This window comes from Bacillus sp. SN1, assembly GCF_002796895.1.
GTDB lineage: Bacteria > Bacillota > Bacilli > Bacillales > Bacillaceae > Bacillus > Bacillus inaquosorum.
The window spans coordinates 246699-265045 of sequence record NZ_PHIE01000001.1 but is presented as its reverse complement, the minus strand read 5'-3'; the positions used below and the strand labels follow the sequence as shown (position 1 = coordinate 265045).

Genomic DNA, 18347 nt, shown 5'->3' with positions numbered 1-18347 from the left:
TTTACAGCTTTATTCATTGACAGGGCCGCTGAATACCACGAAAAACACAATAATTCCAGATATGAGCATACATATGTAAGCAAAAGACGATACCGCAATCTTCAGAAACCGATTTTGAAACTTAAACCGGCTTAAATAGATGGAAGCTACAGCCAGAAACATCAGACCCATGGACCCCAGTGCAAACCACATTTTCATCAATGCCAGACTCAATGACCTGCGCCTCCCCGATATGTATGATGTAAGCGTTATATTTTAATTTTAATATACAGCCCCGGAAAAGATCAACCAGATTTTCCATCCTTTGATAGAACAAAAAAACTGAAGCAAAGAGGGGGACCTTCACTTCAGTCAAATTGACTATATTCACCTGCACGTTTAAGAAACACTCTCTTGGACTTCGATGCTATAGTATGCGACTTGACACACAGATGCATCCTCTATTGCCTAAATCGGCAAAATGTTTCAGGAGATCCCAAGACTTGGGTGTTCTTCTGTTTTTCGAGCTTTCGTTCAATTAAGATATGCGGTCTTCAATACGATTGACACTTTTACTTCACTTGATTTTCAAACGTATTGACCAGATCCTCCATCTCGTGGGTTTTGCCCCTCGCCATTAAAGATTCAACAGCAGTTTCCACTTTTTGTCCGTTAAATAGAACTTGATGGAGTGCTTCTGTAATCGGCATTTTCACATCATATTTCTTCGAAAGCTGGTAAGCCGCTTTTGTCGTGCGGACGCCTTCGACTACCATTCCCATCTCTTCGAGAACGTCTTCAAGCTTGTAGCCCTTTCCAAGCAAATTGCCGGCACGCCAGTTTCTGGAATGTACACTTGTGCACGTAACAATCAGATCGCCTACTCCTGTCAATCCAGAAAACGTCAGGGGATTCCCGCCCATTTTCGTTCCGAGTCTCGCGATTTCGGCAAGTCCGCGTGTAATCAAAGCCGCTTTGGCATTGTCGCCATACCCTAAACCGTCTGTAATTCCTGCGGCGAGGGCAATAATATTTTTTAAAGCCCCCCCGATTTCAACTCCGATAATGTCAGGGTTTGTGTACACCCGGAAATTGTGATTAATAAATAAATCCTGCACCTCTTCTGCTGCCCGCATGCTCTTTGAAGATGCAGTAACGGTCGTCGGATGCCGCAGCCCCACTTCTTCCGCATGGCTCGGTCCGGAAAGAACAACAATATCCTTTCTGGCATCGCTCGGGAGCTCAATTTCCATAATCTCAGAAATGCGCAGGAGCGAATCAGGTTCTATGCCTTTGCTGACATGAACAAAGACTGCCTTTTTCGTTATAAAAGGCACAGCCTGTCTCAGCACTTCCCGAATCGCTTTTGTCGGAACCGCAACGATAATGAAATCTGCATCCGAAACAGCTTCATTCATATCTGTTGTTCCTTTAATGGTTGTAGGCAGCTTAACATTCGGCAGATAATCTTTGTTTTCATGCAACTCATTAATTTGATGAATTAATTCTGAACGGTGAGCCCACACACACACTTTATTTCCGTTATCAGCTAGAACTAAAGCTAGCGCCGTTCCCCAACTCCCCGCTCCAAGCATTGTGACTTTTTTCATTTTTGCTTCACACCTTTTTATTTTCTAGCTCTTGCAAATATTTTGATTGGTGTCCCTTCAAAACCGAACGCATCTCTGATTCGGTTTTCTAAAAAGCGTTCGTACGAAAAATGCATCAATTCCGGATCGTTAACAAACACAACGAAACTCGGCGGCTTCACCGACACTTGAGTCGCATAATAAATCTTCAAACGAGAACCGTTATGAGTCGGTGTCGGATTCATTGCCACAGCATCCATGATGACATCATTTAAGACATTCGTTTGAACTCGAAGTGAATGGTTTTCGCTTGCTTTAATAATCGCAGGCATCAGCGTATGGATCCGTTTTGTCGTTAAGGCTGACATGAATAGGATTGGCGCATAATCAAGAAATTGAAAATGATCACGGATATTTTCTTCAAATTCTTTCATCGTGCTTTCATCTTTGTCAACAGCATCCCATTTGTTTACGACGATTACGACGGCCTTGCCCGCTTCGTGTGCATAACCGGCGATGCGCTTGTCCTGTTCAATAATGCCTTCTTCGCCGTCCAGCACAACCGCAACGACTTCTGAGCGGTCGATTGCTTTCAGCGCGCGCAGCACACTGTACTTTTCAGTCGTTTCATAGACTTTCCCTTTTTTTCGCATACCGGCAGTATCGACAATGACAAACTCCTGCTGGTTGTACGTAAATGCCGTATCAACAGCATCTCTTGTCGTTCCCGCCACGTTGCTCACAATGACACGCTCTTCGCCGAGCATCGCATTCACAAGTGAGGACTTTCCGACATTCGGGCGCCCGATCAGGCAAAATTGAACAACTTCTTCATCATATTTCGTTTCAGGAATGTTTTTAAAATGCTCTGCAACGGCATCCAGTAAATCACCCAGTCCGAGTCCGTGTGTTCCCGAAATTGGATACGGCTCGCCAAAGCCAAGCGAATAAAAATCATAAATATTCGCTCTCATTTCTGTGTTATCCAGTTTATTAACTGCCAAAACAACAGGCTTTTTCGTGCGGTACAAAATTTTTGCTACTTCTTCATCAGCAGCTGTTACGCCTTCACGGCCATTCACCATAAAAATAATGACGTCCGCTTCATCCATGGCGATTTCAGCCTGCTGGCGAATTTGCGCTAAGAACGGCTCATCACCGATATCAATACCGCCAGTATCAATCAAATTAAAATCATAATTCAGCCATTCAGCCGAGCTGTATATCCGATCCCTTGTCACTCCAGGGGTATCTTCTACTATTGAAATTCTTTCTCCCGCAATCCGGTTAAAGATTGTGGATTTTCCTACATTTGGTCTCCCGACAATGGCTACGACAGGTTTACCCATAGTACCCTTCCTTTCGATCCAGCCGCTTTCATTTTTACATAAATTTTCAACCGGTTATTAAAATCATTTCATTCACTTTTATGAAAAGAAACCCTTCACAGGAAGGGCTTAACTCATTTATTATATCAGTTTTTACTGGGATCACAACTATTCTTAGAAATGTTTCACGATCAAATACACGTCATCTCCAATTCTATGCGCTATTCCATCAAGGATCGCCTCAAGATTTTTAGCGAATAGCTCCATCTCCTTTTGGTCATTGCAAAAAAAGACAGGCGCTCCCCCCGCAGCCCGGTTTCGGTTAGTCGTGATCACAGACAAAATCACTTTCGTGAGAGATTCGCTCATCCTATCACCTTATCCTGCTTTTTGATAAATTCCGTCGGCATTCTGATCGCGTTTTCCAAGGTTGGAACATTGCTGATGATCTGAACAGCCGTTTCGGGGTGGTTAATTTGCGGCAGAACAAAGACTGCCACTCTCCCGTCATTTAAATCCCGTTTTGCAATAGGCGTCAGAGACGGCTCGCCTGAGTCCCGATAAACCCCGAGCACATTGGAAACATCAAATAAAATCGCCTGGCGCTGCCCTAAGTTGGCAATCGTCGCTGCTGAATTAAAGTTTTTCGGCGTTAAAATAAAGCCCATGCCATGCTTTAAAATCAGCTCCTGTTTCTCCGGAAGCCCGATATTCATCATATAAATATTATCAACAAACAGTCCCGGACCGTCAAAGTGAGGCTTTATGTACTCGATGTCTACAATATCCTTCAATACACTGCCCGACATAAATTTCATTGCCAGCAAAAAACAAACAATAGCCGCTATAATTGCAGCCCAAATGGATAAAAACACATACGCAGAGGTTGTCAATAGCGCTGTAAAGATCACAATATAATTTCTGCTTTCAAACGCAATGGCAATTCCCTCAATATATGTGCTTCCCCTTGAGACAAGTTCATACGAATCCATTTGCGTCAGCGTGTTCCGTTCCATGTTTCGGACATCTCTAAATTGCGTCGCGGCTAACGTTAAAAATGTGATGGCCGTAAATTCCTCCTGCAAAAGCGCCGGCATAATAATTGCCCCTAAACCAGCCGCGATCAGCCCTAGTGCAATATGAATGACTTTCCCATGAATATAGGTCGGATACTGGCGGTAATCCGTTTTCAGCATATAAAGCCGTGTTGCTACTCCGGCAATGACCCCAGCAATAATCGGATAGATGTAATCACTCATGACATTTTGGTAGCTCCTTTGTTTGATCTTTTGCTTTTTTGACCAATCTGGCTTGCGAGCTGTTCGTATTTGGATATGCCAAACAGCAATATCATTCCCGCAGAACACGCATTCAGCCATTGAAAGCCGCCGACAGCCAAAGCCCCAGCCAACTTCTGAATCACAAACGAATACACCAGTTCGCCTTGGCACATCCCTAGGACAAATAAGGTAAGCTGCTTCTCGAAATCCCTTTCAACTGAAGCTGTCAAAAGCACTAATAATATAACGGCAACCCACTCAGGGTTTATGATGAACCAAACCGGATCATATAATGCAAAAAGATAGACAAACGCATACCCGCCAACAAGCGTCAGAAAGACCATGAGATAACGAAAACGATACATTCCCAAATACCCGGCATAGACACACCCGCAGACGAAAAACATCATATAAGCAGCATTCAGGGAAAAATATAAAGTAATGTCATGTATGCTTAGGATTATATTAGTCAAAATAAAGACAGAGACGGCAAATCGTCTTTTCGTCTTTTCAAAAATAAATGTTGTCAGGACCCACAGAAACCACATTGACCAATAGTAATAAAATTGTTCCATATTGCTTCCTCCATACTCCCAGTATGGAACCCAAGCGCTTTTTTTAAACAATCCATCTCACATTAAGGAGCATGATCATGGGAAAAGACAGACAGGAGAAAAAACTCAAAGCTTCTGGCAGAGTCGAATCAGACCGAGACCAGTCCATTCACTATGACGGAGCGACAAGCCTTGAACAAAACGGAAGCTTCAAAAAGCGAAAATCATAAAACAAAAAGCCCAAAACTCATAAGTTTTGGGCTTTAATATTTATCACACACTATAGCTGGACGTATCGATCCCTCTCTCTGTAAGCCAATGATGGGTTTCACCTTTGATCACAAGAGGCGCCTTTTGCAAATCAGAAATCGTTCTGGCGCCCAGCACGGTCATAATCATTTTCAATTCCTCAAGGATCAGCTGAATCTCCTCAAGCAGTCCTTCCTCGCCGCTGTCAGTCAGCGCTTTTAAAAAATGTCCTGCCATTCCGGTGCAAGAGGCCCCAAGCGCAATTGCCTTCGCCACATCAAGCGCATCCTGCAGGCCGCCGGACGCAATCATTGTGCTTGCGGGAAACGAAGAGCGGATTTCCGCCAAACTTGCGGCTGTCGAAATGCCCCACGAGTCAAAAAAGGTAATTTGCCGCTGTCTTCGGAGATTTTCGATTTTCGAAAAATTTGTACCCCCGTAACCGCCAATATCAACAGCTACCGCTCCAGCTTCATACAGCTTCCCTGCTGATTCTTTGCTCATACCGAAGCCGACTTCTTTCACAATGACTGGTACACTGACCTGGCTGCAAATTTGTTCAATGCGGTTCAGAGCGCCGCTAAAGCTTCGGTCTCCTTCAGGCATCACAATTTCCTGAATCACATTCAAGTGAATCTGCAGCGCATCCGCTCCAATCATATCAACTGCTTCCTTTGCATGATTAGCTGTCGCCTCGCTCCCCAGGTTGGCAAAAATCAGCCCGTTTGGGTTTTCCTTTCGAACGATTTCATACGAAACACGCTCTGAGGGATCTTTTAATGCGGACATTTGCGATCCGACAGCAAGAGGTATTCCAGCCTGACGAGCCGCTCGTGCAAGCGATTTATTTATTTCATATGTAAGTTGTCCGCCGCCGCCAGTCATTGCATTGATAAAAATCGGCGAACTGCTTGAAAGTTCGCCGATTTTTGTGGAAATATCTACTTGTTCTAATGCAAGATCGGGCAGACTGACATGAACAAACGTAATATCATCAAGACCCGTTTCCCGCTTTTGGCCGGTGGACAGGGCATGATTGATGTGTTGTCTTTTCCGTTCTGCTCGAGTCACGTTTATCACCAATTATTTTAGTTTATTCAGCTTATCTCCGATCAGATCTCCAAGCTGGAAGCCAGTGCTTGTTTCTTCCTTCGCCTGATATTGACGGTAATCTTCCTGATCGGCTTTAGGCGCTTCTTCAAGTTCACGCATGCTTAATGAAATGCGCTCCTCATTTTCATTCACATCAAGAACCTTCACTTTTACAGTCTGTCCTTCTTCAAGGACTTCATGCGGCGTGCCGATGTGTTTATTGGAAATTTGAGAAATATGAACGAGACCTTCAACACCTGGAAGGATTTCAACAAAGGCACCGAAGCTTACTAGACGCTGCACAGTTCCTTCAAGCACATCACCAGGTTTCACTTTCTCGCCGATTTGGCTCCAAGGTCCGGGCAGTGTATCTTTGATAGATAAAGAAATACGTTCATTATCACGGTCAACCGATAATACTTTCACTTTTACTTCCTGTCCCTCTTCGACAACGTCAGACGGCTTCTCTACATGGGAGTGGGAAAGCTGTGAAATGTGTACAAGTCCGTCGATACCGCCGATATCAACAAACGCGCCAAAGTCAGTCAGGCGCTGTACTTTTCCATCCAGTACACTTCCAACTTCAAGAGACTGAAGAAGTTCTTGTTTTTTATTCGCTTGTTCACTTTCAACAACGGCACGGTGTGAAAGGATCACGCGGTTTTTATCACGGTCAAGCTCTACAACGAGCAGAGACAGTGTTTTCCCTTTATAGTCAGTAAAATCTTCAACGAAATGCGCTTCAACAAGTGATGCCGGGATAAAACCTCGAACGCCGATATCAACGACAAGGCCGCCTTTTACAACATCTTTTACTTCAGCTTCAAACACTTCTTTTGTTTCAAATTTTTTCTCAAGGTCTTCCCAAGCGCGGTCTGCATCAACAGCACGTTTAGATAAAATCAAAGCATCGTCTTCCACTTTTGTTACTTTCAGGTCAAGCTCGTCGTCTACTTTTACAACATCCGATGCTTTCTCTACATGAAGACTTGATAATTCACTGATTGGAATAATGCCGGACTGTTTGACATTGATAATTTCTACATCCACATGCTTGTCCTCTACCTTTGTCACAATCCCTTTAACTACATCTCCAACCTCTGGCACTTGAACATCAATTTGATTCATTTCCTCTGTCATTTGAATAACCTCCTTGGTCCAAACCTACACAGCTTAATTAAAACGGTTTGAAAGCTGAACATATAAACATGCCCGCTTTTAGCCGAATATGTATTAAAGAATCATCCAAAAAAGTTTTTTGAATGATCAATAAAAAGTTTTATTAGTATTAACTTCTAATAAAAGGACAGGTTTGTCAAGCAATAACATTCTTTCTTCGTTGAAAAATTCAAAAAAAGTGGCATTCGCCTTAATCAGCGGGACTTTTGCTCCACTGCCTCAAGGATTTTATCAGCTACTTCTTGAATAGAAAGAGATGTCGTGTCGATTTCAAGAGCGTCTTCTGCTTTGCGCAGGGGAGATACTTCGCGCTCTGAATCAAGCTTGTCTCTTCTTGCAATTTCCTCAATTAATGTTTCGTAGTTGACATCGAAGCCTTTTTTCATATTTTCTTCATAACGGCGTTTCGCTCTCTCTTCAACAGATGCCAAAAGAAAAATCTTCACTTCTGCATTCGGCAGCACGTGAGTCCCGATATCACGTCCATCCATGACGACGCCGCCTTTTTCCCCAAGCTGCTGCTGGCGCTTCACCATTTCTTCTCTGACGCTTCTATGCTTGGCCGCAATTGAAACTTGGTTGCTGACTTCATCTGTTCTGATCGCCTCAGTTACATCGGTGCCGTTAACGAGTACTTTTTGTCCTTCTTTTGTTGTAATCAGTTCAATGTTTGTCCGCTTTAGCAGCTCAGCCAGTTTTTCTTCATCTGTCAGATCAACGTTTTCCTGTAAAGCCGCGTACGTAATCGCCCGATACATCGCTCCTGTATCAATATATATGTACGATTTTTTCTCAGCCACAATTTTGGCAACGGTGCTTTTCCCCGCAGCTGCCGGGCCGTCGATTGCAATCGATAATTTCTTTTCCATAATTCCTCTCCTTGCTCTTTTCTCCTCTATGGATTGTATCACGAACTTTATGAAAAAGGGTGAAAAATTGATGAATAATTAATGTTTGAAGGTTTCAATCTTATTGTCCCCCTCCATGTTATCCACCCCTTCATATTGAATCACTTTTGATACATAAGGTTCAATATGCTGATAGTGAAAAAGAAATTGGATACTAAGTAAAATGATGGACTGAATAAACAATATTTTAATTAGCAGCCGTTCAAATGTTTTCATCGGAGCACCTCCATCACAAATAGTATGGAAGTGTTTGCCGATGTTTATTCCATCCGGGCCTTTCTTCTCTTATTTAACTGGCGCCGGATGCAATATTGAAGCAGGAACTGCTGGTCACTTACTGCGATTCCCGTATACTCAATGGTCATTTTACGTTTCCTGGATTTTGGATCATCAAAGATTCGCCTGACAACGGCTGCTGTTTCTATTTGACGTGTGTTCTCCTCTTCTGAAAGACTGATGATAAGGCGCAATGATTCTCCGGACTGAAAAGAACGGCCATCAGCTAAAATCACGGCGATGCCGCCTGCACTGATATTATAGGAAAGTGTGTGGAACCCTTCTTTTTCATCTACCGGCTTAATTTGCACATCCAATACCGCATCAGACCTTACATACTGGCGGCGCTGGATTCGTTTCATTTTTTCACGGGGAGGCACTTCAAGACAGATCATTTGAAGTTTGTCTTTCACTTTACCTTTTATGCGGCTTGTAAAGCGGTAAGGAACTTCGTCTTTGCCCACAAACTCTACCATTACTTCCATATCGTTATGTAAAATCACAGTTCGCCCTGTAACTACATCAACAGGGTACGCAATCAAAAGCTCATTGTTTTCGATGCTTACTGCCTTGCTCTTTGCCTTTTTCAATTCATTTTCTTCTATATATTCTAAATGTACATTTTCCCCAATCTCTATCATCATTGACTTCACTCTTTCGTATTCAAATATACTCACTTTTTATTAAAGCATGTAATGAAAAAAAGGAAAAGACATTTAGTCCTTTCCTCCTATTTTTTATAGGTCTTTATATATAGGTTCGGCATTTTTTAGTTTTTCAACCTTTTCTTCCGATCCGTCTTTAGCATTAATATACATCCTGAATGTGTCGTTTTCAATGGTTCCGAGCATTTCATAGCACAACACTTCTTGCCCAACTTCATTTGTAATCAAAGCGAGCCTTGTTTCCCTCACTTGTACATTTTTATTTAATTTGGATTTTGCTTCTTCTTCAGTAATGGCTGGCTTAGCTATGTTTCTTTTTCTGTGGGATGTTAAGAAGTCTCTTGCTGAAAAGCCGACAACCTCACCGTCATCCAAGGCCACTTTCATGCGAATCGCTTCTGGGTACATCCGGACTTTATTTTCAACAGGAACATATGAAAATACGCCGATTTTATCATATTGGGCACTTTCATCAATTTCCAAATCATCTGTTTCAAATCCGTTTTTCTTTAAAAAGGCGAGCGCGCGGTTCGATCCGTCATTTAAACTGATTTTCTGATTTTTCACTTCTCTGTTTTGGATCAAATATACCGGATGCCCGCCCTTTTTCGTAATATCCATATAAATCGCTGCTTTATGGTCTGGGTCTTTCATGCTGATGCTATATACGTCGCGATTTGTTTTTTTCCCGCTCTTTACCACTTTAATTGAATAATTATCATCCGGGGCAAAGCGCTCAGCAATTTGTTTTGCTTCCTGTTCGGAAATTTGTTTTCCTTTCAGATGGCCAAAGCCTTTCTCTTCTTTTTTTGTGCTTGTGAAACTCGGGCCTAAATCAGTTCCAGTGGAAAATGCACCGACATTTTTTTCGACAGTTTTAAAGCTGTTGATAATCGTATTATCACTTTGTTTTTCGTCAGAAGCCAGCGCCATCTCTACGTCCATCCAGCGAAGGTTTTTGCTCATGACAAGGTGCTGAACATGACGCAGTTCATTTTGTATATCTTCGGATTGCTGATATAGCTTATTTAGTGATGTATACTCCTTTTTATCAAGCGGCTTTTGGTCCAAATCTCTGACTGACGTTTTATAACTGAAATCGCCGATCTTTGATAATAGCTCTTCTGTTTTGTTAAACGGCATTAATGTAAGCGGCAGCTGACTGACACTGTTATGTGCTTCAGATGTAATCCTCCACACATCTACCAATGCAGGTGACAGTGATTTTTGGCTGTTCATGGCAAGTGTTGTTCCGATTTTATCATGAAGCTGATCCATCTGATAGGTAAGTTCATGAAACGCCCGCTGATAGTTATTTTCAGCATGAAGAAGAACTGCGTCTTTTTCCTGGTGCTCTTTGTATCCCCAGTAGCTTGTACCGACAATTGCAATACCGAGCACGGCGATTAAAATTCCTCTGATCATTTATCACACCTCTTTTTATGCTTTCTCATGTCCTGCTACTCACAGAAAATGTGTTTACCGATTCTTTTAATCTGCGGACGCCCCCAAATCCACGGACTTGTAGCTGTATCCGGGTTAAAGTAGTACAGCGCTTCCTCTGATGGGTCCCAGCCATTGATGGCATCCAATACTGCTTCTCGGGCCGTTTCATTAGGCTGCATGTAAATTTGCCCGTCGGCTACTGCTGTGAAGGCAAGCGGCTCAAAAATAACCCCGGCCACAGAATTCGGAAATAACGGGCTGTTCAATCGGTTCAAAATGACTGCTGCAATGGCAACCTGCCCCTCGTACGGCTCGCCCCGGGCTTCCCCATAAACTGCCTGAGACAGCAGCCTGATATCATTGTTGGAAAATCCGCCAGGCATGTTGGCAGCGACCGCATCCTGTTTTCTTGCTTTTGCAGGTGTATTGTTTTGCTGTTTATTCGCTTTAGGCTGCTGCGTTGTTTTTTCCGCAGGCTGTTTCTGCCGCGCCTCTGCTTGCTGTCTTGCTTTTTGTGTTGCTGCTTTTGATGGTTTCGTCTGGTATTTCAGCGGAATTTTTCCGTAATGCGTGAATGTATTCCCTTTTTGAAGCTGCTGCATGACATATTCACGATAGTATTTAGATTTAGATATTAGAGTTTGCTTTGTTTTAGCTCCGACAAGGCCGTCAACCTCTTTTAACCCGAATTGATCCTGAAAATTTCGAACTGCCCAGTACGTTCCCCATCCATAAACCCCGTCAATTTTTCCGTTATAGTATCCATTGTATTGAAGGCGCGCCTGGAGTTCGACCACATCGTCTCCTGTTGCCCCTCTTTGAATGACCTGATTCGAAAAGGCAGCGATGGTTTCAGTATTGATAAACGTCGTTATTGTAAAGGAAAAAAGGATGAGACATGCCATAATCGATCCTTTGGACTTCATCTTTTTCAAGCCTCCTACAGCAAATTTTTAAGTGTAATCGTATTTTCTGTAACGAGGTTATTTTTATACACTCTTTCCTTGTTATCCCTCAAAACATAAAATCTCATTTGATAAATCGGCACATAAAAAAGCCGCACGGTTTCTGTGCGGCTTCTATATTTGCATCATATTGACGGAACGGGCTTTTTTCGCTTTGCGTAAACCAAACCACCATAAAAATAACATAAATGGGAGCATATAATAAATCCAATTACTGAGTGCTGTGAGGATAAAATCATACGATCCATGCAAAAGTGACGGGACTGCTAAAGAAAGAATAAGCCACTTCACACGCGTCTTATCAGCGGAAAAACGGGCTTTCCCAAGGTAAAATCCCATAATAACGCCTATCAAGGCATGGCATGAAACGGGCAGCAGCGCCCTGACGAACGCATGCTCCACGCCGTGACCGATTAAGTATAGAATATTTTCGAGGGTTGCAAAACCGAGCGATACACTGGCCCCGTACACAATCCCGTCATAATGCTCATCAAAGTGGGCATGCGGGTAAACACTGACCATCAAAATAAACCATTTTAATGATTCCTCCAAAAACCCCGAAGATAAAAAAGAAACGAAAAAGCTTCCGCCTCCCACATTCTCTTTTTCAAGCACGTACTGGATAAACATCGTGGGAAATACAAGAACAACCCCTAGAAAAAACGACCGAAGCACCATATGTACAGGTTCATTATCATACTGATCTTTTAAATAAAAATAACTTAACAGCGCGATGCCAGGGGCAATTCCTGCAGAGATGATTGCAAACATCAGGCAACCTCTTTCCTTTATATTCCTAAGTCTATCCTACCATGTTGTTTATGATTTTACATCTGTCTACACTTAAAAAAACAAAAAGAGCATACGAATTCATCATATGCTCCCTTTCTTTAATGATTTTCTCTTTTTGCGATTTCCTCTGCGATATGTCCCCCATGAAACCTGCCGTTTTCAATAAATATTTCATTTGCATTGTTCCCCGCAGCAATAACCCCGGCAATAAAAATACCTTCAACGTTTGTTTCCATCGTTTCTTCATTGAAAAACGGACGTCCTGTTTCTTTATCAATTTCAACACCCATTTTTTCAAGAAATTGATGGTCGGGATGATAGCCTGTCATGGCAAATACAAAATCATTTTTAATGGTAATGAGTTCCTTCTCGCCGGAGCGGAATACAACTTCATCCTCGGTGATTTTTTCTACACAAGCGCCAAATTCCATACGGATTGTTCCGTTTCTGACTAGCGATTCAAACTCAGGCAGAATCCAAGGCTTAATGCTTGGCGAATACTCATTGCCCCTGTATAAAACTGTGACACGCGCTCCAGATTTCACGAGTTCAAGCGCAGCGTCTACACTTGAATTTTTCCCGCCGATGACGACGACATCTTTGTCAAAGTACGGATGGCCTTCTTTAAAATAATGGAATACTTTCGGCAAATCCTCACCGGGTACGTTCATATAGTTTGGATGATCATAATAGCCTGTTGCAATAATACAATATGGTGTCGTGTAAGTTCCTTTTGACGTCTCTATCACGAATGTATTGTTTTCCGCCTTCGTTACTTTATGAACCATTTCAAACGCATTTACACGGATGTTTTTCCGCTTGACCACTTCCCGATAATACGACAAAGCCTGAATTCTGACAGGCTTTCTGTTTTCCGTAATAAATGCCACGTCTCCGATTTCAAGCTTTTCACTTGAGCTGAAAAAGGTTTGATGCGTCGGGTAATTGTAAATGCTGTTAACGACATTGCCTTTTTCGATGACGAGGGCATCAATGCCAATTTGTTTTAGGTGAATGGCAGCAGATAATCCGCAAGGTCCTCCGCCTATAATTATTGCTTTTTCTTGAATCATTTCCGTCAACTCCTGCGATTGGCATTTCATCATATTTTTCTATTTCCGAATAAAAAAATCTCCTATTTTATCATAGGAGATTTTTTATTTTTATGCAAATCATCAACTTATATCCAGCCTCTAAAACGCGAAGCTTCAGCCATTTTGCGAACGCCGACCATATAAGCAGCGAGTCTCATGTCAATTCTTCGGTTTTTAGCCATTTCATAAATATTGTTAAATGATTTGACCATCATTTTTTCTAATTTTTCTTCTACTTCTTCTTCACTCCAGTAGAAGCCTTGATTATTCTGAACCCACTCAAAATAAGAAACCGTTACGCCGCCGGCACTTGCCAGCACATCTGGTACAAGCAGAATGTCCCGGTCTGAAAGAATTTTTGTTCCTTCAAGCGTCGTTGGCCCGTTTGCCGCTTCAACGACAATTTCAGCCCGGATATTATGGGCATTTTCTTCTGTAATTTGATTTTCAATCGCAGCAGGAACGAGGATATCACAATCCAGCTCCAGCAGCTCTTGGTTCGTAATGGTATCGTTGAAAAGCTTTGTTACGGTACCGAAGCTGTCGCGGCGGTCGAGTAAGTAATCGATATCGAGTCCTTCTGGATCGTAAAGTCCGCCATATGCATCTGAGATGCCGACAACCTTTGCCCCTGCATCGTGCATAAATTTCGACAAATAGCTTCCCGCGTTTCCGAAGCCTTGGACAACGACACGCGCACCTTTAATATCGATGCCTTTTTTCTTAGCCGCTTCTTTAATACAGATGGTTACACCCTTTGCTGTCGCAGATTCTCTCCCGTGAGATCCGCCAAGCACAAGCGGCTTGCCTGTAATAAATCCAGGCGAATTAAATTCATCAATTCTTGAATACTCATCCATCATCCAAGCCATGATTTGTGAGTTTGTAAATACATCCGGCGCCGGCACGTCTTTCGTCGGACCGACAATTTGGCTGATTGCTCTGACATACCCTCTGCTCAGACGCTCCAGCTCTCTAAACGACATATCCCTTGGATCACAAACAATTCCGCCTTTACCACCGCCATATGGAAGATCAATTATGCCGCATTTTAAACTCATCCAAATAGAAAGCGCCTTCACCTCTTTTTCTGTTACGTTCGGGTGAAAACGTATCCCGCCTTTCGTCGGACCGACAGAGTCATTGTGCTGCGCACGATAACCTGTGAAAATTTTTACTGAACCGTCGTCCATGCGAACAGGTATTTTTACCGTTAATAATCTCATCGGCTCCTTTAACAGTTCGTATACTTCTTCAGGATATCCCAATTTCTCCAGAGCCTTATGTATTACGGTTTGGGTTGATTTTAATACATCAAGTTTGTCCTCTTCTGTATGACCGGTGTTTCGATCGGCTGCCATTTGAGTTAACCTCCTAGAATCTTCTGTTTCTCACATGCTCCCTTTCAGAGAATAGTATACACCTTCATATGATCTGTGCATAGAATAAACGTTATGTTTTTCCATGTTTTTTAACAAAAAAAACTGCTGTGAAATCAGCAGTTTTTCGTGCGTTCTTATGAAAAATGAGTCTGTATCGTCTCGACGGCATTACCGTCCATAATGAGCTTACCATACTCTTGCAAGCGATAAATCGTTAAAGTTGTCGGATTGCCGTATTCAGCCAGAACCGCCACAACCCCCTCAGCCGTATGTGATCCCAGGTCTTCAAGGCTTAAAAAGTACTGTCCGTCATAGTGGTAGACAGTTCCCCCTGTGATACCGATTCGCTGTAAGCTTTCTGAAAGCTGAATGATATCTTCGAAGGAATGGAATTGATAAATGATGTCCGCGCTTTCATCAAGCTTGACTTGCATTTCGATGTAATCATCATCATACTCATCGTCTTCTGAATCGGCGTCTTGGTTTTTTGTTACGATCACTACCATCCCTTGTGCTTGGAGAGAATACACTTCCACTGCAATCGGTCCATTCGCTTCAAAGCCGAGCTCTGTATTAGCTTCATTCATCATATCTTTAAATAACTGGTGGACTTTAAATGAGTCCTTCCAGAGGTCTTCTTTTGTCAATCCCCGGTCTGTCAAATCATCGAGGGTTAAAAAGATTTTGATCTTATTATAATTCAGACGCTCAAGCCGCATAACGTTCCCTCCTGCCTCTACTTGCACACAAATCATATAACACATTATATGAGATGATGAGTCATAGGTTCTTAATTGTTATCAGTTTACACTGAGTTCACTAGTAAGACAAGCACAATGCAGTTTTTATTGCCTTATGGATTTTTGCTTTTGAGAAGTTATTCTGGCGCGCAAAGAGTCACAATGTGCGTTTCCGGCTCAGCACCTAAACGAAGAGGCACTTTTGTTGTGCCATATCCATTGCTGATCAGGTACGCCGCATTTTTAATCATGCCTGTTTTTCCAAGTTCATACGGGCCGAATTTTCCAAACCTGATCTGACCGCCATGGGTATGTCCGCTGAATATCGCATCAATACCATCAGCTTCATTGATTTGTTCATGGATCTCCGGGTTATGGCAAACCAGAATATTCAGCTGGCTTTTATCGAGTTCTTTAATGGCTTCCTCATAATGATCCATCTCCATCCTGATATCATCAACTCCGGCAATGCCAATCGTATGGCCGTTGTACGAAAACGGAACTGACTCATTCCTCAGAGTGATGACACCGTGCGCTTTGAATATAGAATACAGTTCATGCTGCCTGACTTCATAATCATTATTCCCCCACACAAATACGACAGGGACCCCGAAAACCGCGAGCCTTTTGATGTTTTCCTCGATTCTCGTACTAGACACTCCGCCCTCAGCTAAATCACCGCCGATGATAACAAGGTGAGGGGCATGGCTTCGCGCTTTTTCTAAAAGATCTTGATCGATGAGACGCTTGTGAATGTCTGAAATAAAAAAGATTGTAAGAGGCGACTTGCCCTTCATTTTTGATAAAGGAAACGTATGTGTTTTCAGATGGTTGCCTTTTGCTGTTGAGTACATTTTTGCCGTCATTGCCGCTGCCGCCACAGTTAGCACACCGGCAATTTTCACTGATAGCTTCATAAAAACTCTCCATTCTTTTAGAACTTATCAATAAGACGGACAATAAAAAAAGACGTTTCTATCGTTTGAGAAAACGCCCCATTTTATTTACTTTCAAAATATAGATTTATGTCATATTTGTGCTTCATCATTTGAAAGACAGACTCTCTCGCCTTCCATTTATCCGGCTGCGGCCAAAGGTCAGTGCTTTTCTGAATAATTTCGCATCTCAGTTTATGGAAATCACCCTCAGCTTTTTCTTCCTTTTTCTTAAAATAATATGAAGTGCAGTATGCAAAAGCGGTTGCCATCATCCAAAATAAATAAAAAGTATGGCTAAGCATTTCTTGAAGAACGAGCTGAGGCGCCGGGCTTTTGATCATGATCATCAGACATAATAAACCCAGGCAAATGAGTGAAGTCCATCGCCACCTGCGGCACTGTGCTGCATAATTTTCAAATTTTCGTTTTCGTTTCACCAGTGCTTGGAGCATCTGTTTGGTCGGCGCGTCTGTAAACTGATCCAGCTGATTCCATAAAGATTCCATACGCTTCACACCTTGTCCATTTTCATTGCTACAATATATGTGCGTAAAATAAAAAAATGCCCTTTAATCCACCAAGGGGATGTCCAATACTTGTCCGGTGTAGACATCATTTCCATTTAGATGGTTATACGCGCGAATTTTTTCTTCTCCTGACCTGCTTTTATAATACTTCATGGAAATGCGGTACAGCGTTTCTTTTTTCTGGACGGTGTGCTTGACAACGCGTTTCGGCTCGGGTTGAACTGGTTCAGCCGGCTGTTGTTCTTGCCGGGCTGCTGTTTGTTGGGAAGAGGAAGCAGCCGCGGCGGTTGCTTCCTCCTTATTTGCTGAGTCTTCTTTTTCCGCTACAGCAGGCTGTTTCTGATCAGTTGTTGTTTTTGCCGGCTCTTTTGCCCTTGTATCCTCAGACTTTTTTTTTGACTCTTGCTGCAGTGCAGTCTCTTTGGTCTCTTTGGTCACTTTGGTGTCTTCGTTATCCTTTTTTTCCTCCGATTTCGGCACAACCTCATATTTGCTTTGGCTGCTGTCGATAAAAACATCTTCATAATCATCATGATTATCCGGGTGGCTTTTGAGATAAAATAAGGTCACTAAAACGATAACCGGCACAAATACAAATAATACAGCGAGTACAGTGAATAATGGCGTTTTTGTTTTGCCTTGCTTTTTTTTCTGTTCTTTTTGATTTTTTACAGATTGTCTTGTCGGAAGGCTTTCTCCATCATCATCGACATAATCGTCCGCCAATGCGGCGGCGTTTTGATCTTCATAAAGATTCTGGGCTTTTCTTCTCTCTACTCTCGACATGTTCGTCATGTATATCCCTCCTCACATGTTCAAAACGAATCTGACAGGCAAACACAGCATCAATGATAAAATGTGCCGTCACCGGAACAAATAAGTTACCGGTCCATTCATATATCAGACCGAGCAAAAAGCTGATTGCTGTCACCATGATAAATAACAGCCATTTTGACAAATATCGAAAGTGCAGAACGGCAAATACAATGCTGGCAGCCCATAAACCGATATGAGTCTGAAGCACTCCTCTGAATAACATTTCTTCCGCGAAAGCAATCAGAAGCGTTAAAAATATAATATGAGGGATTGACCTCTTACTGAATATTTTTTTATTGATTCCGCCGTCATCATATAAATGAGGCGGACACCATTTCATTACTGCCATATCGGCTAAAATAACAATAACCGCAACAGAAACACCATACCATATGATTCGCATATCGCGAATATCCCAGAGCTTTAGTACGTCCCTTGCATCCGTAAAAAAGAACAATCCAGCTCCAGCTGCGACGATGATGATCAAAAGCTGCGTCAAATATAACTGCTTCAGCATATCACGGTCAGACATATACTGAATGAAATCC

22 protein-coding genes are annotated in these 18347 nt (G+C 42.5%); 1 reads left to right on the top strand and 21 read right to left on the bottom strand.

Translation table 11 applies throughout. The features are described from left to right. Nucleotides 1-9 precede the first annotated feature (9 nt). The 6 genes from CVV77_RS01535 to CVV77_RS01510 form a co-directional block, all read right to left on the bottom strand. Nucleotides 10-213 carry a DUF2768 domain-containing protein gene (locus CVV77_RS01535; RefSeq protein WP_100274470.1) on the bottom strand — a complete coding sequence of 68 codons (204 nt, stop codon included), beginning with the start codon at nt 211-213 and terminating at the stop codon, nt 10-12. 338 nt (nt 214-551) lie between these two features. Then, nucleotides 552-1589 carry an NAD(P)H-dependent glycerol-3-phosphate dehydrogenase gene (locus tag CVV77_RS01530; RefSeq protein ID WP_100274469.1) on the bottom strand — a complete coding sequence of 346 codons (1038 nt, stop codon included), beginning with the start codon at nt 1587-1589 and terminating at the stop codon, nt 552-554. 17 nt (nt 1590-1606) lie between these two features. Beyond that, nucleotides 1607-2917, bottom strand: coding sequence for a ribosome biogenesis GTPase Der (gene der / locus CVV77_RS01525; RefSeq protein WP_003225506.1), 1311 nt, complete (start codon nt 2915-2917; stop codon nt 1607-1609). Between the two features lie 153 nt (nt 2918-3070). Continuing rightward, nucleotides 3071-3265 carry a capping complex subunit for YIEGIA gene (locus tag CVV77_RS01520; protein ID WP_004398137.1) on the bottom strand — a complete coding sequence of 65 codons (195 nt, stop codon included), beginning with the start codon at nt 3263-3265 and terminating at the stop codon, nt 3071-3073. After that, a complete protein-coding gene (locus CVV77_RS01515; RefSeq protein ID WP_060398911.1) occupies nt 3262-4155 on the bottom strand; it encodes a YIEGIA family protein in 894 nt (297 codons plus the stop codon). The genes CVV77_RS01520 and CVV77_RS01515 overlap by 4 nt, the downstream gene beginning before the upstream one ends. After that, entirely contained in the window at nt 4152-4751 is a 600-nt protein-coding gene (locus tag CVV77_RS01510) for a YphA family membrane protein (protein WP_100274468.1), read from the bottom strand. Before CVV77_RS01510 ends, CVV77_RS01515 begins: the two co-directional genes overlap by 4 nt. Before the next feature lie 77 nt (nt 4752-4828). Between CVV77_RS01510 and CVV77_RS01505 the strand changes: the two genes are divergently transcribed. Beyond that, nucleotides 4829-4960 carry a YpzI family protein gene (locus CVV77_RS01505; protein WP_004398140.1) on the top strand — a complete coding sequence of 44 codons (132 nt, stop codon included), beginning with the start codon at nt 4829-4831 and terminating at the stop codon, nt 4958-4960. A 43-nt stretch (nt 4961-5003) separates the two neighbouring features. Here CVV77_RS01505 and fni read toward each other — a convergent pair whose 3' ends face one another. The 15 genes from fni to CVV77_RS01430 all read right to left on the bottom strand — a co-directional run bounded on the left by fni (nt 5004) and on the right by CVV77_RS01430 (nt 18331). Next, nucleotides 5004-6050 (bottom strand): type 2 isopentenyl-diphosphate Delta-isomerase, encoded by a 1047-nt coding sequence (fni, locus tag CVV77_RS01500; RefSeq protein ID WP_100275122.1) that lies wholly within the window; start codon nt 6048-6050, stop codon nt 5004-5006. Nucleotides 6051-6062: 12 nt separating this feature from the next. After that, nucleotides 6063-7211 carry a 30S ribosomal protein S1 gene (rpsA, locus tag CVV77_RS01495; RefSeq protein WP_003225495.1) on the bottom strand — a complete coding sequence of 383 codons (1149 nt, stop codon included), beginning with the start codon at nt 7209-7211 and terminating at the stop codon, nt 6063-6065. A 233-nt stretch (nt 7212-7444) separates the two neighbouring features. Next, nucleotides 7445-8119 carry a (d)CMP kinase gene (cmk, locus tag CVV77_RS01490; protein ID WP_019258767.1) on the bottom strand — a complete coding sequence of 225 codons (675 nt, stop codon included), beginning with the start codon at nt 8117-8119 and terminating at the stop codon, nt 7445-7447. A gap of 78 nt (nt 8120-8197) precedes the next feature. Further along, nucleotides 8198-8374: a YpfB family protein gene (locus tag CVV77_RS01485; RefSeq protein WP_100274467.1), complete on the bottom strand. Its 177-nt coding sequence runs from the start codon at nt 8372-8374 to the stop codon at nt 8198-8200. A 44-nt stretch (nt 8375-8418) separates the two neighbouring features. Then, a complete protein-coding gene (gene dgrA / locus CVV77_RS01480; protein WP_100275121.1) occupies nt 8419-9075 on the bottom strand; it encodes a cyclic di-GMP receptor DgrA in 657 nt (218 codons plus the stop codon). A gap of 96 nt (nt 9076-9171) precedes the next feature. Further along, nucleotides 9172-10524 carry a germination protein YpeB gene (gene ypeB / locus CVV77_RS01475; RefSeq protein WP_004398151.1) on the bottom strand — a complete coding sequence of 451 codons (1353 nt, stop codon included), beginning with the start codon at nt 10522-10524 and terminating at the stop codon, nt 9172-9174. A gap of 35 nt (nt 10525-10559) precedes the next feature. After that, a complete protein-coding gene (gene sleB / locus CVV77_RS01470; protein WP_004398152.1) occupies nt 10560-11471 on the bottom strand; it encodes a spore cortex-lytic enzyme in 912 nt (303 codons plus the stop codon). Between the two features lie 153 nt (nt 11472-11624). Continuing rightward, nucleotides 11625-12281 (bottom strand): glutamic-type intramembrane protease PrsW, encoded by a 657-nt coding sequence (gene prsW, locus CVV77_RS01465; protein WP_004398155.1) that lies wholly within the window; start codon nt 12279-12281, stop codon nt 11625-11627. Between the two features lie 119 nt (nt 12282-12400). Beyond that, nucleotides 12401-13375, bottom strand: a complete 975-nt coding sequence (locus CVV77_RS01460; protein WP_100274466.1) for a YpdA family putative bacillithiol disulfide reductase — start codon at nt 13373-13375, stop codon at nt 12401-12403. A 107-nt stretch (nt 13376-13482) separates the two neighbouring features. Further along, nucleotides 13483-14757 carry an NAD-specific glutamate dehydrogenase gene (gene gudB, locus CVV77_RS01455; RefSeq protein WP_004398159.1) on the bottom strand — a complete coding sequence of 425 codons (1275 nt, stop codon included), beginning with the start codon at nt 14755-14757 and terminating at the stop codon, nt 13483-13485. 155 nt (nt 14758-14912) lie between these two features. Continuing rightward, on the bottom strand, nt 14913-15497 hold the full coding sequence (locus tag CVV77_RS01450) for a genetic competence negative regulator (RefSeq protein WP_003230533.1): 585 nt from the start codon (nt 15495-15497) through the stop codon (nt 14913-14915). 158 nt (nt 15498-15655) lie between these two features. Then, nucleotides 15656-16435, bottom strand: a complete 780-nt coding sequence (locus CVV77_RS01445; protein WP_100274465.1) for a metallophosphoesterase — start codon at nt 16433-16435, stop codon at nt 15656-15658. 83 nt (nt 16436-16518) lie between these two features. Beyond that, a complete protein-coding gene (locus tag CVV77_RS01440; RefSeq protein ID WP_004398163.1) occupies nt 16519-16962 on the bottom strand; it encodes a YpbF family protein in 444 nt (147 codons plus the stop codon). A gap of 63 nt (nt 16963-17025) precedes the next feature. Further along, complete coding sequence (locus tag CVV77_RS01435; protein WP_100274464.1) at nt 17026-17778, bottom strand: LysM peptidoglycan-binding domain-containing protein; 753 nt, start codon at nt 17776-17778, stop codon at nt 17026-17028. Further along, nucleotides 17729-18331: a CPBP family intramembrane glutamic endopeptidase gene (locus tag CVV77_RS01430; RefSeq protein ID WP_181280833.1), complete on the bottom strand. Its 603-nt coding sequence runs from the start codon at nt 18329-18331 to the stop codon at nt 17729-17731. Before CVV77_RS01430 ends, CVV77_RS01435 begins: the two co-directional genes overlap by 50 nt. Nucleotides 18332-18347: the final 16 nt, after the last annotated feature.